Origin of the sequence: Streptantibioticus parmotrematis, assembly GCF_019890615.1 — a bacterium.
Classification (GTDB): Bacteria; Actinomycetota; Actinomycetes; order Streptomycetales; family Streptomycetaceae; genus Streptantibioticus_D; species Streptantibioticus_D parmotrematis.
The window spans coordinates 90684-105847 of record NZ_JAINVZ010000016.1 but is presented as its reverse complement, the minus strand read 5'-3'; the positions used below and the strand labels follow the sequence as shown (position 1 = coordinate 105847).

Annotated in this window: 16 protein-coding genes; 4 read left to right on the top strand and 12 right to left on the bottom strand. The window is 70.7% G+C overall.

Features of this window, described 5'->3' with window-relative positions:
• Window positions 1-187 precede the first annotated feature (187 nt).
• Together K7472_RS21780 and K7472_RS21775 are read left to right on the top strand one after the other, a co-directional pair.
• Window positions 188-2020, top strand: a complete 1833-nt coding sequence (locus K7472_RS21780) for a DUF8508 domain-containing protein (protein ID WP_372458017.1) — start codon at window positions 188-190, stop codon at window positions 2018-2020.
• Window positions 2021-2156: 136 nt separating this feature from the next.
• On the top strand, window positions 2157-2729 hold the full coding sequence (locus tag K7472_RS21775) for a DinB family protein (protein WP_222980194.1): 573 nt from the start codon (window positions 2157-2159) through the stop codon (window positions 2727-2729).
• Between the two features lie 83 nt (window positions 2730-2812).
• Here the strand turns inward: K7472_RS21775 and dapD are convergent, their stop codons facing one another.
• The 12 genes from dapD to K7472_RS21715 all read right to left on the bottom strand — a co-directional run bounded on the left by dapD (window position 2813) and on the right by K7472_RS21715 (window position 13226).
• Window positions 2813-3802, bottom strand: a complete 990-nt coding sequence (gene dapD, locus K7472_RS21770) for a 2,3,4,5-tetrahydropyridine-2,6-dicarboxylate N-succinyltransferase (RefSeq protein ID WP_222980193.1) — start codon at window positions 3800-3802, stop codon at window positions 2813-2815.
• A 128-nt stretch (window positions 3803-3930) separates the two neighbouring features.
• Window positions 3931-4476, bottom strand: coding sequence for a TetR/AcrR family transcriptional regulator (locus tag K7472_RS21765; protein WP_222980192.1), 546 nt, complete (start codon window positions 4474-4476; stop codon window positions 3931-3933).
• Window positions 4473-4799, bottom strand: a complete 327-nt coding sequence (locus K7472_RS21760; RefSeq protein WP_222980191.1) for a DMT family transporter — start codon at window positions 4797-4799, stop codon at window positions 4473-4475. The genes K7472_RS21765 and K7472_RS21760 overlap by 4 nt, the downstream gene beginning before the upstream one ends.
• A 90-nt stretch (window positions 4800-4889) precedes the next feature.
• Window positions 4890-6299, bottom strand: coding sequence for a DUF3616 domain-containing protein (locus K7472_RS21755; RefSeq protein ID WP_372458016.1), 1410 nt, complete (start codon window positions 6297-6299; stop codon window positions 4890-4892).
• A gap of 256 nt (window positions 6300-6555) precedes the next feature.
• Complete coding sequence (locus K7472_RS21750) at window positions 6556-6891, bottom strand: metal-sulfur cluster assembly factor (protein ID WP_222980190.1); 336 nt, start codon at window positions 6889-6891, stop codon at window positions 6556-6558.
• Window positions 6888-7352, bottom strand: coding sequence for a Fe-S cluster assembly sulfur transfer protein SufU (gene sufU, locus K7472_RS21745; RefSeq protein ID WP_222980189.1), 465 nt, complete (start codon window positions 7350-7352; stop codon window positions 6888-6890). The genes K7472_RS21750 and sufU overlap by 4 nt, the downstream gene beginning before the upstream one ends.
• A gap of 11 nt (window positions 7353-7363) precedes the next feature.
• The gene (locus tag K7472_RS21740; RefSeq protein ID WP_308014024.1) at window positions 7364-8623 is read right to left on the bottom strand and encodes a cysteine desulfurase; all 1260 of its coding nucleotides are present in this window, start codon (window positions 8621-8623) and stop codon (window positions 7364-7366) included.
• Window positions 8620-9384, bottom strand: coding sequence for a Fe-S cluster assembly ATPase SufC (gene sufC, locus K7472_RS21735; protein WP_222980188.1), 765 nt, complete (start codon window positions 9382-9384; stop codon window positions 8620-8622). Before sufC ends, K7472_RS21740 begins: the two co-directional genes overlap by 4 nt.
• A gap of 7 nt (window positions 9385-9391) precedes the next feature.
• The gene (locus K7472_RS21730; protein WP_109450972.1) at window positions 9392-9730 is read right to left on the bottom strand and encodes a non-heme iron oxygenase ferredoxin subunit; all 339 of its coding nucleotides are present in this window, start codon (window positions 9728-9730) and stop codon (window positions 9392-9394) included.
• On the bottom strand, window positions 9727-10905 hold the full coding sequence (sufD, locus tag K7472_RS21725) for a Fe-S cluster assembly protein SufD (protein ID WP_222980187.1): 1179 nt from the start codon (window positions 10903-10905) through the stop codon (window positions 9727-9729). Before sufD ends, K7472_RS21730 begins: the two co-directional genes overlap by 4 nt.
• 84 nt (window positions 10906-10989) lie before the next feature.
• Window positions 10990-12411 carry a Fe-S cluster assembly protein SufB gene (gene sufB / locus K7472_RS21720; RefSeq protein WP_222980186.1) on the bottom strand — a complete coding sequence of 474 codons (1422 nt, stop codon included), beginning with the start codon at window positions 12409-12411 and terminating at the stop codon, window positions 10990-10992.
• On the bottom strand, window positions 12408-13226 hold the full coding sequence (locus K7472_RS21715) for a helix-turn-helix transcriptional regulator (protein ID WP_308014023.1): 819 nt from the start codon (window positions 13224-13226) through the stop codon (window positions 12408-12410). Before K7472_RS21715 ends, sufB begins: the two co-directional genes overlap by 4 nt.
• 200 nt (window positions 13227-13426) lie before the next feature.
• Here K7472_RS21715 and K7472_RS21710 point away from each other — a divergent pair, with 200 nt between their 5' ends.
• Both K7472_RS21710 and K7472_RS21705 read left to right on the top strand, forming a co-directional pair.
• The gene (locus tag K7472_RS21710) at window positions 13427-14353 is read left to right on the top strand and encodes an ABC transporter ATP-binding protein (protein WP_222980184.1); all 927 of its coding nucleotides are present in this window, start codon (window positions 13427-13429) and stop codon (window positions 14351-14353) included.
• Window positions 14350-15141: an ABC transporter permease gene (locus tag K7472_RS21705; RefSeq protein WP_222980183.1), complete on the top strand. Its 792-nt coding sequence runs from the start codon at window positions 14350-14352 to the stop codon at window positions 15139-15141. Before K7472_RS21710 ends, K7472_RS21705 begins: the two co-directional genes overlap by 4 nt.
• The last annotated feature ends 23 nt before the right edge of the window (window positions 15142-15164 follow it).

Sequence of the window (15164 nt, the reverse complement as noted above, 5' to 3'; positions counted from 1 at the left end):
CAACGGTGGCCGGGGCTCCCGCACGTCCGGATCCCGCGAGCACGACCGCGTACCACCGAGCGCCGCCCGACGCGCCGCCACGCCGACCCGGCGCGGGCCGACCGCGTCACCGCAAGCCGCGTCACCCGTAAGAACCCGTACGAATCCGCAAGAAGAAGAAACCCTCACCGTCCTCGGAGGACCCCAAGTGACCCCTCGCCGCAAGCGTTTCGTGCGCAGACCGGCCACCGTCGGAACCCTCGGCGTCGTCGCGCTGGCCGCGGGCCTGCTCGTCGCGCCGCAGCAGGCGTCGGCCGCGCAGATCCGCATCCACGACATCCAGGGCTCGACCCGCGTGTCGCCGCTGGCCGGCCAGGCCGTGACCGGTGTACCGGGCATCGTCACCGGCGTACGGACCTACGGTTCGTCCAAGGGCTTCTGGTTCCAGGACCCGAACCCGGACGACAACCCGGCCACCAGCGAGGGGATCTTCGTCTACACCTCCTCCACCCCGAAGGTGCAGGTGGGCGACAGCGTCACGGTGGACGCCACCGTCTCCGAGTACTACCCGGGCGGCGCGGACACCGGCGTGCAGTCGGTCACCGAGCTGACCAAGCCGACCGTCACCGTGGTCTCCTCCGGCAACGCAGTGCCCGCCCCCGTCGTGCTGCGCCCCCGCGACATCCCCAGCGCGTACGCGCCGCAGGCCGCCGGCGGCGACATCGAGCCGCTCACCCTCCAGCCGAAGAAGTACGCGCTCGACCTGTACGAGTCGCTGGAGGGCATGAACGTCGAGATCGACAACGCCCGGGTGGTCGGCCCGACCGACGCCTACAGCGAGCTGTGGGTCACCGCGAAGCCGGACCAGAACCCGACGAAGCGCGGCGGCACGATCTACGAGAACTACAACGACCCCGACTCCGGCCGCATCCAGGTGCAGTCGCTCATCCCGACCACGCAGGCCGCCTTCCCGCAGGCCAGCGTCGGCGACGAGCTGACCGGGGCGACCAGCGGTCCGCTGGACTACAACCAGTTCGGCGGCTACACCATCGTCGCCAACGCGATCGGCGCGCTGAAGTCCGGCGGCATCCAGCCCGAGGTCACCCGCAAGCAGCACGACGACGAACTCGCGCTCGCCACCTACAACGTGGAGAACCTGGCGCCCAGCGACCCGGACAGCAAGTTCACCGCGCTGGCCAACGGAGTCGTGCACAACCTCTCCTCCCCCGACATCGTCGCCCTGGAGGAGATCCAGGACAACGACGGCGCCACCGACGACGGCGTGGTGGACTGCGACCAGACGGTCGGCAAGTTCATCGCCGCGATCAAGGCGGCCGGCGGCCCGTCCTACGACTGGCGCTCCATCGACCCGGTCAACGACCAGGACGGCGGCGAGCCCGGCGGCAACATCCGCCAGGTCTTCCTGTTCAACCCGGCCCGCGTGAGCTTCGACGACATCCCCGGCGGCTCCTCCACCTCCGCGGTCGGCGTCACCAAGGTGAACGGCAAGGCGCAGCTGACCGCTTCGCCGGGCCGCATCGACCCGTCGAACTCCGCCTGGAACGCCAGCCGCAAGCCGCTGGTCGGGCAGTTCACCTTCCGTGGCAGGACGGTCTTCGTGATCGCCAACCACTTCGTGGCCAAGCTGGGCGACCAGGGTCTCGATAGCCGCTTCCAGCCGCCGACCCGCTCCAGCGAGGTGCAGCGCATCCAGCAGGCGCAGGACGAGAACGCGTTCGTCAAGTCGCTGCTCGCGGTCGACAAGCACGCCGACGTGATCGCGCTGGGCGACCTCAACGACTTCCAGTTCTCCCCGGCGCTGAAGGCGCTGACCTCGGGCGGCGTGCTGAAGGACCTGATCACCACGCTGCCGGTCAAGGAGCGCTACACCTACGACTACGAGGGCAACTCCGAGGTGCTGGACCACACGCTGACCAGCCCGGCGCTGCGTAACCCGGACTACGACGTCGTGCACATCAACGCCGAGTTCGCCCACCAGACCAGTGACCACGACCCGCAGGTGGTCCGCGTCAAGCCGTAGCGGCGGCCCGCGCGAAAGCAGGGGCCCTTGAGGACCGAACCCGTCCTCGAGGGCCCCTAGCGTTGTCGTTGTCCGAAAGGGCGAGAACGATGGCAACGACGGCGTGGGCACGCCCGCGCGGGGAAGCGAGGACGTCATGGTCACCTTCGTGGGCGAGGGCAACGACGAGCGGGAGACGCTGCTGATGTTCGTGGCAGAGCAGCGTGCCGCGGTGATCAGGGCCGCGTTCGGCCTCACCGACGAGCAGGCGGCGGCGCGGCCCACGAAGAGCGAGCTGTCGGTCGCCGGGCTGATCAAGCACTGCACCGAGGTGGAACGGCACTGGATCGTCGGCATCCTGAGCGGCCGCCCGCAGGACCTGGTGCCGCGGGACGAGAGCAACTGGCACGACTCGTTCCGGATGGTCGGCGACGAGACGCTCGACGGGCTGATCGCCGCGTACCGCGCGGCCGGGCGGGAGACCGAGGAACTGGTGCGGGCGCTGCCCGATCTGGAGGTGACCGTGGCGCTGCCGGACCTGCCGTGGTTCCCGCCGGGCGCCAAGCGCTCGGCGCGCTGGATCCTCGCCCATCTGATCCAGGAGGCCGGACGCCACGCGGGGCACGCGGACATCCTGCGCGAGAGCCTGGACGGCGGCACGTCCTTCGCGCTGATCGCGGCGGAGCGGCAGGCGCGGGAGGGCGACGAGCAGGAGGCCGCGACGAGTTGAGCGGGCGGTGACCGCGTGACGGTCCGGCACGAGGCGGGGCGGGACGCCCTCGGCCCCGCGCCGGACCGCACGCGGCGGGCGCGCTAGTTGTGGCTGTGCAGCACCGCGTTCAGGCCGCCCCAGGAGCCGGTGCGCTGGAGGACCTCGACCGTGCCGGTGACGGAGTTGCGGCGGAAGAGGAGGTTGTCGGCGCCGGACAGGTCCTTGGCCTTGACGACCTGGCCGTCCGGCAGCGTGACCCGAGTCCCGGCGGTGACGTAGAGGCCGGCCTCGACCACGCAGTCGTCACCGAGCGAGATACCGATGCCCGCCTCGGCGCCGAGCAGGCAGCGCTGCCCGATGGAGACGATCTCCTTGCCGCCGCCGGAGAGCGTGCCCATGATCGACGCGCCGCCGCCGATGTCGGAGCCGTCGCCGACGATGACACCCTGGCTGATGCGGCCCTCGACCATCGAGGTCCCCAGGGTGCCCGCGTTGAAGTTGCAGAAGCCCTCGTGCATCACGGTGGTCCCGGCGGCCAGGTGGGCGCCGAGCCGGACGCGGTCGGCGTCGGCGATGCGGACACCGGCCGGGACCACGTAGTCCGTCATGCGCGGGAACTTGTCGACGCCGTACACCGCGAGGTGCAGGCCCTCGGCGCGGGCGGCGAGACGCGCGCGCTCCACGCCGTCCACCGGCACCGGGCCGAGCGAGGTCCACACCACGTTGGCCAGCAGGCCGAAGATGCCGTCCAGGCTCTGCCCGTTGGGCCGCACCAGGCGGTGGCTGAGCAGGTGCAGCCGCAGGTAGACGTCGTGGGTGTCGAGCGGCTTGTCGTCCAGCGAGCCGATGACCGTGCGGACCGCGACGACCTCCACGCCGCGCCGCGGGTCGGGACCGAGGGCCCGGGGCGCGGCCTCGCCCAGCAGTTCGGCGGCGCGCTCGGCGGTGAGCCGCTCGGTGCCGGCCGGGCCCGGCTGCTCGACCAGTTCGGGCGCCGGGAACCAGGTGTCGAGGACGGTGCCGTCGTCGGCGACGGTGGCGAGGCCGGTGGCGGCGGCGCCGAGGGGGCGCAGGGTGGTCGTGTCAGTCATGCACCGAACGCTAGTCGCTGGCCCGCCGGGATGCCCAACCGGCCCGCATCCCGGAATCCGCCTTCCGCCGCAGGTCGCACGCATCGGCGCCGGACGCGCGTCGGCACGGGCCGCTCGGCGCGAGGCGCTCAGCGCGGGCCGATGACCCGGGCGAAGACCGCCCGCGCCTCGTCCTCATCGTACGGGCGGCCCGTGAGCAGGCTCTGGAGCGCCAGCCCGTCGATCAGGGCGACCAGCGCCCGGGCGGTCTCCCGGTCGACCCGCACGGCCAGCACCTCCACCGCGGCGTCCACGAACTCGGCGGCCACCGGCCGGACCGCCTCGCGGCGCAGCGCGGTCAGGTAGATCTCGTACTCCAGCACCGCGCGGGAGTGCTCGCCGCGCAGGAACTCCCCCGTCAGCCGGGCGACTTCGGTGGCGAGGTCCGCGTCCGGGTCGGCGAGGCCCGGGTGGGCCCGCAGGTCCTCGATGAACCGCTCGTCCAACTGCCGCAGCGCCGCCACCAGCAGGTCGTCGAGCGTGGCGAAGTGGTACGTGGTGGAGCCCAGCGGCACGTCCGCCTCGGCGGCGACGGCCCGGTGGCTGAGCCCGGCGATGCCGTCGCGGCCCACGACCCGCAGGGCGGCGTCGATGATCCGCTGCGCGCGGTCCGGATCGTGGCGACGGCGGGTCATCCGTGCGACGCACCGCCCAGATTGAGCACGACGACCCCGGCGATCACCAGGGCCACCCCGAGGAGTTTGACGGCGCTGACGCTCTCGCCGAGGAACGCCATCCCGATCCCGGCGATCACCGCGGTGCCGACCGCGGACCATATCGCGTAGACGGTGCCGATCTCCATGGTGCGCAGGGTGACCGACAACAGGTAGAAGGACAGCACGTATCCGGCGGCGGTCGCCGTCGACGGCCACAACCGCGAGAACCCGTCGGTGTACTTCAGAGCCGTGGTCGCCAGCACCTCGGAGAGGATCGCGCCCGCCAGCGTCACGTATGGCATGTGTACGAGCGTACATAGCGATGCGTACGCTCGTACACACCTCCCTCACATTCATGGAGACCCGGTTGGTGCGGGCTCACTTCGTTCGGCTCAGCCGTTCAGCGTGAACCAGGTAGTGCGGGACTTCTGCCACTCGCTCTGGTCGAGGTCCTTGGCCTCGGTGCCGTCGCCGTACAGGTCGGCGGAGCCGTCGTCCTGGATCAACTGGACCTGGGCGCCCGGCGCGGACAGGTCGGGCACCGAGATGACCGACTCCCAGGCGCCGTACTCGGTGGGCACGGTCATCAGCTTCACCGGCTGGTCGCCCGCGACGCCGTCCCAGGAGTACAGGACGTACGGCTCGCTCGGGTCGTCGGCCGCGTAGGACCCGGCGACGATCAGGTACTGCCCGGCGTCGTTGCGGCGGATGTCGCGGACGCTCAGGCCGCCGAGGTCCAGCTCGATCGGGTCGGCGAAGGTGGCGTGCGTCGCGGTGTTCTGACCGGAGGCGGCCAGCTGGTCGATGTTGGTGACCGGGACCAGCAGCGCCTTGCCGCCGTCCTGCGGGGGCACCAGCGGAGCACGGAAGCCGAGGTACGCGGTGGTCGAACTGCCCGGTGCGAACTCCAGGCCCTCGACGTTGAACCCGTTGACCTCCTTGGGGATCTGGCCCTTGGCGGCCCCGGCGGCGAAGCCGAGCCGGTTGCCGTTGGCCTGGTCCCAGGCGATCAGGTCGTCGCGCAGGCCCTGGTAGGAGCCGCCGAAGGTCAGCTGGGTGTCGGCGCCGGAGCCGCTGACGGTCGTGGTGAACAGCGTGGAGCGGTCCGGCTCCAGCTTGCCGTCCTTGTTGTTGCCCATCGAGCCGGTCCAGTAGACGGTGTCGCCGACCCGCGCGGCGGCCTCCAGGTCCATCTCGTCCGGGTTCCCCAACTGGGCGTCGAAGTCCCAGGTCCTGACCGGCGCGCCGGAGGTGTCGTCGCGGTACAGCCGCAGGGTGTTGCTCTCGTCGTCCGCCACGACCGTGTAGCCGCCGCCCACGTCGACGGCGGCCGACGCGTCGGCGGCACCGGTGAAGTAGCGGGTGTCGGCGGAGTCGGAGACGGACTGCGAGGCGGCGTAGTGCAGCGTGGTGGTGGCCGTCTTGCCGCCCGCGCCGGTCACCTTGAGGGTGAGGTCGGCGTACCCGACGCCTTCGGCCTCGACGGCGACGGTACGGGTGGCGCCGGTACCGGTGACGGTCACGTCGGTGGCCGCGGCCACCGACGCGTCGCTGCTCTTGGTCGCGGCGACCGTCAACTGGCTGGCGTCCGCGCCCTTCTGGGCGAGGGTCACGGTGACGGTCGGATCACCGGTGGCGCCGACCGCGCCGCTCAGGTAGGCGTCGGAGAGCGCGATGCTCGGAGTGCCGTAACTCGACGCGTGGGCGGGGGCGTTGACGACGCCGAGCGCCAGGGCTGCGGCGGCCACGACGGCGATACGGGCAGGGCTGTGCGGCACGAGGGTCCTCTCGTCGGCGGGCACGTCGCGTAGAGAGTGGCGCGAACGCGCCAACTACGAACGTACGACGGGAGAACGAAGCGCTACACACTGGTGACTACGGCACGTTGTGTTTTTTTGGGGGCGCGGGGGGTTGTGTCTTTTGGGGGCGCGGGGAACTGCGCGCTCAGCCCCCACTGGCCGGTGATCCAGGAACGACCGTAGGACCCCGGGCCGGTGGCTCACCACAGCTTTCGCCGTGCCTGGTCGCGCAGTTCCCCGCGCCCCTAGAAAATCCGCGTCAGACGTTGAAGCCCAGGGCGCGTAGCTGCTCTCGGCCCTCGTCCGTGATCTTGTCGGGGCCCCACGGCGGCATCCAGACCCAGTTGATCTTCAGGTCGTTGACGATGCCCTCCGTCGCCGACTTCGCCTGGTCCTCGATGACGTCGGTCAGCGGACAGGCCGCCGAGGTCAGCGTCATGTCGAGCGTCGCGATGTTGGAGTCGTCGACGTGGATGCCGTAGATCAGCCCGAGGTTGACGACGTCGATGCCCAGTTCGGGGTCGACGACGTCGTACAGCGCCTCGCGGATCTCCTCCTCGGAGGCGGGCGTGGTGGTGGTGACGTTCTCGCTCATGCCGACTCCTGGGCTTCCTTGGCTGACAGCGCCTGCGCGGTCGCGTCCTTCCACGCCATCCAGCTCAGCAGCGCGCACTTCACACGCGCCGGGTACTTCGAGACGCCGGCGAACGCGACCGCGTCCTCCAGCACCTCCTCCATCGCGTCGTCGGGCTCGATCCGGCCCTTGGACTGCATCAGTTCGAGGAACTGCTCCTGGATCCGCCGGGCGTCGGCGAGTTCCTTGCCGACCAGCAGATCGTTGAGCACCGACGCGCTGGCCTGGCTGATGGAGCAGCCCTGGCCCTCGTACGAGACGTCCTCGACGATGTCGCCGGAGATCCTCACCCGAAGGGTGATCTCGTCACCACACGTCGGGTTGACGTGGTGCACCTCGGCGTCCCCGTCCCGCAAGCCCCGGCCGTGCGGGTGCTTGTAGTGGTCCAGGATGACGTCCTGGTACATCGAATCCAGCTTCACAGGTGCGGCCCCTATCCGAAGAAGTTCCGGACGTGCTCCAGTCCGTCGACCAAGGCGTCCACCTCGGCCGGCGTGGAGTACAGATAGAAGGACGCCCGCGTGGTCGCCGGAATTCCGTACCGCAGGCAGACCGGCCGCGCGCAGTGGTGGCCGACGCGCACCGCGATGCCCTGCTCGTCCAGCACCTGGCCCACGTCGTGCGGGTGGATGTCACCGAGGGTGAACGAGATCGCCGCGCCGCGGTCCTCGGCCGTGGTGGGGCCGATGATGCGCAGGTCGGGCACCTCGCGCAGCCGCTCGACCGCGTACCGGGTCAGCGCGTGCTCGTGCTCGGCGATCCGGTCCAGGCCGATCGACGTCAGGTAGTCCACGGCCACGCCGAGCCCGATCGCCTGGGCGATCGGCGGGGTGCCGGCCTCGAACTTGTGCGGCGCCGGGGCGTAGGTGGACGAGTGCATCGAGACGGTCTCGATCATCTCGCCGCCGCCCAGGAACGGCGGCAGGTCCTCCAGCAGCTCCTGGCGGCCCCACAGCACGCCGATGCCGGTCGGGCCGCACATCTTGTGGCCGGTGAAAGCCACGAAGTCGGCTTGGAGCGCCTGCACGTCCAGCGGCATGTGCGGTGCGGCCTGCGAGGCGTCGACCACGACCAGCGCGCCGACCTCCTGCGCCCGGCGCACGATCGCCTCGACCGGGTTGACGGTGCCGAGGATGTTGGAGACCAGCACGAACGAGACGACCTTGGTCTTCTCGGTGATGACCTGGTCGATGGTGGACAGGTCGAGCCGTCCGTCGTCGGTCAGGCCGAACCACTTGAGCTTCGCGCCGGTGCGCTGCGCGAGCAGCTGCCACGGCACGATGTTGGAGTGGTGCTCCATCTCCGTGATGACGATCTCGGTGTCGCTGTCCACCCGGTAGGGCTCGTCGGCCCAGCCGAGCATGTTGGCGACGAGGTTGAGGGACTCCGAGGCGTTCTTGGTGAAGATCACCTCGTCGCGGCTGGGCGCGTTGACGAACGCCGCGACCTTGTCCCGGGCGCCCTCGTACGCTGCCGTGGCCTCCTCGGCGAGAACGTGCACGCCGCGGTGGACGTTGGCGTTGTAGCTCTCGTAGTACTCGGTGAGGGCGTCCAGCACCTGGCGGGGCTTCTGCGAGGTCGCCGCGTTGTCCAGGTACACCAGCTTCTTCCCGTCGTGGACCAGCCGGTCCAGCACGGGGAAGTCCTTGCGGATCGCCTCGGTGTCGAGAAGACCCGGCAGCGTCGGGCTCACTCGGATGCGCCGCCCTTCGTGTACGCCTCGTAGCCCTCGTTCTCCAGCTTGTCCGCCAGCTCCGCGCCACCGGACTCGGCGATGCGACCCGCGGCGAAGACGTGGACGTAGTCGGGCTTGATGTAGCGCAGGATGCGCGTGTAATGGGTGATCAGCAGGGTGCCGACGGTGCCGGTCTCGCGGACCCGGTTGACGCCCTCGGAGACGATCCGCAGCGCGTCGACGTCCAGACCGGAGTCGGTCTCGTCGAGGATCGCGATCTTCGGCTTGAGCAGCTCCAGCTGGAGGATCTCGTGGCGCTTCTTCTCACCGCCGGAGAAGCCCTCGTTGACGTTGCGCTCGGCGAAGGAGGCGTCCATGTGGAGCGCCTCCATCGTCTCCTTGACCTCCTTGACCCAGGTGCGCAGCTTGGGGGCCTCGCCGCGCACGGCGGTGGCGGAGGTGCGCAGGAAGTTGGAGACCGAGACGCCGGGCACCTCGACCGGGTACTGCATGGCGAGGAAGACGCCGGCGCGGGCGCGCTCGTCCACGCTCATGGCCAGCACGTCCTCACCGTCGAGGGTGACGGTGCCGCCGGTGACGGTGTACTTGGGGTGGCCGGCCAGCGAGTAGGCCAGGGTGGACTTGCCGGAGCCGTTGGGGCCCATGATGGCGTGGGTCTCGCCCTGCTTCACGGTCAGGTCGACGCCGCGCAGGATCTCGCGGGGGCCGTTCTCCGCCTCGACGGAGACATGCAGGTCGTGGATCTCAAGCGTTGCCATGGGTGCCTCAGGACTCCTGGGTCACGGAGATGAGCACAGTCGCGTCCGCGCCCTCTCCTTCGATCTTGACGGGGTATACGGGGACGGGCCGCGTGGCGGGCAGCCCGGACGGCTTGCCGGTCCTCAGGTCGAAGCTGGAGCCGTGCAGCCAGCACTCGATCTGGCAGTCCTCCACCTCGCCCTCGGACAGCGAGACGTTGGCGTGCGAACAGGTGTCGTTGATGGCGAACACCTCGCCCTCGGTGCGCACGACCGAGACGGGCACGCCGTCGATCTCCACCCGCTTGGGGGTGTCGTCCTCCAGCTCGCCCAGCGTGCAGGCGGCGACGAATCCGGGGGCGCTCATCCGACGGAAGCCTCCAGCTCCTGCTCGATCTTGGCGAGAAGGCGCTCCTCCAGGTCGGCCAGGCCGATCTGCTGGACGAGTTCGGCGAAGAAGCCACGCACCACCAGGCGGCGGGCCTCGTCGGCCGGGATGCCGCGGGCCATCAGGTAGAACAGCTGCTCGTCGTCGAACCGGCCGGTCGCCGAGGCGTGTCCGGCGCCGACGATCTCACCGGTCTCGATCTCCAGGTTCGGCACCGAGTCGACCCGGGCGCCGTCGGTGAGGACCAGGTTGCGGTTGAGCTCGTAGGTGTCGGTGCCCTGGGCGACCGCGCGGATCAGCACGTCACCGATCCACACCGCGTGCGCGTCCTGGCCCTGCAACGCGCCCTTGTAGGCGACGTTGCTGCGGCAGTGCGGCGTGTCGTGGTCGATGAAGAGCCGGTGCTCCTGGTGCTGCCCGTTGTCGGTGAAGTACAGGCCGTACAGCTCGGCCTCGCCGCCGGTGCCGCCGTAGACGACCCGCGGGTGCAGCCGGACCAGGTCGCCGCCGAAGGTGACGACCACCGACTTGAAGGTGGCGTCCCGGCCGACCAGTGCGGTGTGCTGGGCGACGTGCACCGCGGTGTCGTCCCAGTCCTGGACGGAGACCACGGTGAGCTTGGCGCCCTCGCCGACGACGAACTCGACGTTGGCCGCCAGCGTCGCGTCGCCGGTGTGGTCGATGACCACGACGGCCTCCGCGAACCGGCCGACCTCGACCAGCTGGTGGGCGTAGACCGTGCCGCCCTCGCCGTGCACGGTGATGCGCACCGGCTCGCTCAGCACCGCGTCCTTGGGCACGGTGACGACCGAGGCCTTCTCGAAGGCGCTGTACGCCTGCGCCGCGACCCGGTCGACCGGCTTGCCGGCCCGGCCCAGGCGCGTGTCGCCGCGGTCGACGGTCTCGACGGTGACGCCCTCGGGCGCGGCGACCTCGACCCGCAGGCCCCCGGTGGCCTCGGCGGTGCCGTCGTGCAGGCCGCGCAGCCGGTCCAGCGGGGTGAACCGCCACTCCTCCTCGCGCCCGTGCGGCACGGGGAAGTCGGCCACGTCGTAGGACGCGGCGGCGCTCACCCGCGCGTCGGCGGGCTGCGCGCTCTGGCCTACCTGGATGGCACCGTCGGTGGTGCTACCGGCGGGAATGCTTGTCGCCATGGCTGTCGTACAGCTCTCTTTCTGAGGGGCTCGTCGAAGGTCGTCGTCGCGAGTGCGCGCTCGCGCCAGGGTGCGGGCGGCGGGTCAGCCGACCGCGCCTTCCATCTGCAGCTCGATCAGCCGGTTGAGCTCCAGCGCGTACTCCATCGGCAGCTCGCGGGCGATCGGCTCCACGAAGCCGCGCACGATCATCGCCATGGCCTCGAACTCGGTCATGCCGCGGCTCATCAGGTAGAAGAGCTGGTCCTCGCTGACCTTGGAGACGGTCGCCTCGTGGCCCATCGACACGTCGTCCTCGCGGACGTCCACGTACGGGTAGGTGTCGGAGCGGGAGATCGTGTCGACCAGCAGCGCGTCGCACAGCACGTTGGACTTGGAGCCGGGCGAGCCCTCGCCGATCTCGATCAGACCGCGGTACGAGGTGCGGCCGCCGCCCCGGGCCACCGACTTGGAGACGATGTTGGAGGAGGTGTTCGGCGCCATGTGGACCATCTTGGCGCCGGCGTCCTGGTGCTGGCCCTCGCCGGCGAAGGCGATGGACAGCGTCTCGCCCTTGGCGTGCTCACCCATCAGGTAGACGGCCGGGTACTTCATGGTCACCTTGGAGCCGATGTTGCCGTCGACCCACTCCATGGTGGCGCCCTCGTAGGCGACGGCGCGCTTGGTGACCAGGTTGTAGACGTTGTTCGACCAGTTCTGGATGGTCGTGTACCGGCAGCGGGCGCCCTTCTTGACGATGATCTCGACGACCGCGGAGTGCAGCGAGTCGGACTTGTAGATCGGCGCCGTACAGCCCTCGACGTAGTGGACGTAGGCGTCCTCGTCCACGATGATCAGCGTCCGCTCGAACTGGCCCATGTTCTCGGTGTTGATCCGGAAGTAGGCCTGGAGCGGGATCTCGACGTGCACGCCCTTCGGCACGTAGATGAACGAACCGCCGGACCACACCGCGGTGTTCAGCGAGGCGAACTTGTTGTCGCCGGCCGGGATGACCGTGCCGAAGTACTCCTTGAACAGCTCCGGGTGCTCCTTGAGAGCGGTGTCGGTGTCCAGGAAGATGACGCCCTGCTCCTCCAGGTCCTCGCGGATCTGGTGGTAGACGACCTCCGACTCGTACTGCGCGGCGACACCGGCGACCAGGCGCTGCTTCTCCGCCTCCGGGATGCCCAGCTTGTCGTAGGTGTTCTTGATGTCCTCGGGCAGGTCCTCCCAGGACTCCGCCTGCTTCTCGGTGGAGCGCACGAAGTACTTGATGTTGTCGAAGTCGATGCCGCCGAGGTCGGAGCCCCAGGTCGGCATGGGCTTCTTGCCGAAGAGCTTCAGGCCCTTCAGACGCAGGTTCAGCATCCATTCCGGCTCGGACTTCTTGGCGGAGATGTCGCGGACGACGTCCTCCGACAGGCCGCGCTTGGCGGACGCGCCGGCCGCGTCGGAGTCGGCCCAGCCGTACTCGTAGGTGCCCAGGCCTTCGAGCTCCGGGTGAGTGGTCTCCGTGGGAGCAGTCATGCGGGGTTCCTCCCGGACTTCGCGGCGGTTTCGGTGGTGGCTGCTGTGGTGGCTTGCTGGGTGGGTCTCGGTACGAACGTCGTGCACACCCCGTCGCCGTGGGCGATGGTGGCCAGACGCTGTACATGCGTTCCGAGCAGGCGGGAGAAGACCTCGGCCTCCGCCTCGCACAGCTGCGGGAACCGCTCGGCGGTGTGCGCCACCGGGCAGTGGTGCTGGCAGAGCTGCTCCCCGGCGGAGGAGGCGTGCGCGCCACGCGTGGTAGCAGCGTACCCGTCCTCGGTCAACGCCTCGGCGAGCGCCCTCGCGCGCTGCTCGGGCGGCAGTGCCTCGATGCGCGGGCGGTACTTCTCCATCTGGGCGGCGACCCGGGCCCGCGCGAACGCGGCGACCGCGGCGTCACCCATCCGGCCGCCGCCCGCGGCCTGCGCGATCCAGCGCAGCGCATCCTCGGCGAGCTGGTCGTACGCCTGGTAGAAGGCGTCGCGACCGCAGTCGGTGAGAGCGAAGGCCTTGGCGGGGCGGCCCCGGGAGCGGGATCCGTAGACCCGCTTCTCGCGCGGCTCGACGATGCCCTCGGCGACCAGCGCGTCCAGGTGCCTGCGCACCGCGGCGGGGGTCAGCTCCAGGCGTTCCGCCAGGTCGGCGGCGGTGGACGGGCCGTGGTCGAGGATGGAGCGGGCGACCCGGTTGCGGGTGCCGCGGTGCCCCTCGGCCTCGCCCGTCTGCCCGTCGACGGGTGCCTCGGCGGGCAGACCCGAAGCGACGGCCGACCCGGCCGTCGTCTCCCGCGATCCCTCGCCCGCGTTTTTCACAACACCATTGTTGCGTAATTCCGCGGCAAGCGACAAGTGACACCTTGATCGCGTTCCGGTGGCTTCCATCACGTAAGGTCACCCTTACCGACGCTCCGGACAGGGCGTTTCAGCGCCACCCGAGCACGGCGCGGCACCGGGACGAGGGGAATTCCGGGCCGCCTGCCGGGCCCCCGCGAGCGCTCCTTAGACTCGGGCCCATGCAGAGCACCCCCGCGGTCGAGGTCGTCGGCCTGGTCAAGCGGTACGGCGGGAAGACCGCGGTCGACGGGCTCGACCTCACCGTCCCGCGCGGCACCGTCACCGCGGTCCTGGGACCCAACGGAGCGGGCAAGACCACCACCGTCGAGACCTGCGAGGGCTACCGGAGGCCGGACGGCGGCTCAGTGCGGGTCCTCGGCCTCGACCCGGTCACCGAGGGCGGCGCGCTGCGCCCGCGCATCGGCGTCATGCTCCAGAACGGCGGCGTCTACCCGGGGGCCCGCGCCGAGGAGATGCTGCGGCACACCGCGAAGCTGCACCGCGACCCGCTCGACCCCGCGATGCTCGTCGAACGCCTCGGCCTCGGCACCTGCGGACGCACCCCCTACCGGCGGCTGTCCGGCGGCCAGCAGCAGCGGCTCGCGCTCGCCATGGCCGTCGTCGGCAGGCCCGAACTGGTCTTCCTCGACGAGCCGACCGCGGGCCTCGACCCGCAGGCCCGCCGCGCGACCTGGGACCTCGTCTCCGAGCTGCGCGCCGACGGCGTCACCGCCGTGCTCACCACGCACTTCATGGACGAGGCCGAGCACCTCGCCGACCACGTCGTGATCGTCGACGGCGGCCGCGCCATCGCCTCCGGCACGCCCACCGAGCTGTGCCGGGGCGGCGCCGAGGGCACCCTGCGCTTCACCGGCCGCCCGGGCCTGGACCTGATGTCGCTGCTCAACGCGCTGCCCGCGGACAGCGCCGCGCTCGAACCGACCCCGGGCAGCTACCGCATCGAGGGCAAGGTGGACCCGCAACTGCTGGCCACCGTCACCTCCTGGTGCGCCCAGCACGGCGTGATGCCCGACCGCATCGCGGTGGAGCGCCGCACGCTGGAGGACGTCTTCTTGGAGCTCACGGGTAAGGAGCTGCGCGGATGAGCGCGACGACCGGGACCGATGCGACCACCGGCGTCTTCACGCCCGCGCCGGGCGCCGCGCCGCTGCCGCGCATGATCCGCGCGCAGGCCGCGCTGGAGACGCGGATGCTGCTGCGCAACGGCGAGCAACTGCTGCTGACCGTCGTCATCCCCACCGTGCTGCTGGTGCTCTTCAGCGCCGTCCCGATCGTCGACGTGGGCGGCGGCAAGCGGGTGGACTTCCTGGCGCCGGGCCTGCTGGCGCTCGCGGTGATGTCGACCGCGTTCACCGGGCAGGCCATCGCCACCGGTTTCGAGCGCCGCTACGGCGTGCTCAAGCGGCTCGCCGCCTCGCCGCTGCCGCGCTGGGCGCTGATGACCGCCAAGACCTGCTCCGTGCTGGTCACCGAGGTCCTCCAGATCGCGCTGCTCGCGGTGATCGCGCTCGCCATGGGCTGGTCGCCGCACGGCGATCCGGCCTGGGTGGTGGTGCTGCTGGTCCTGGGCACCGCCGCGTTCTCCGGGCTGGGGCTGCTGATGGCGGGGACGCTGAAGGCCGAGGCCACGCTCGCCGCCGCCAACCTGGTCTTCCTGCTGCTGCTCGTCGGCGGCGGGGTGATCGTGCCGCTGAGCAGGTTCCCGCACGCGGCGCGCGAAGTGCTGGACCTGCTGCCCGTCTCGGCCCTGTCCGACGGCCTGCGCGGGGTGCTCCAGCACGGCGCCGGGATGCCGTGGGGCGACCTGGGCGTGCTGGCGGTCTGGGCGGTGCTGGGGCTGGGCGCGGCCGCGCGCTGGTTTCGCTGGGAGTAGGCCGTCGCGTTGGGGCGACCCCT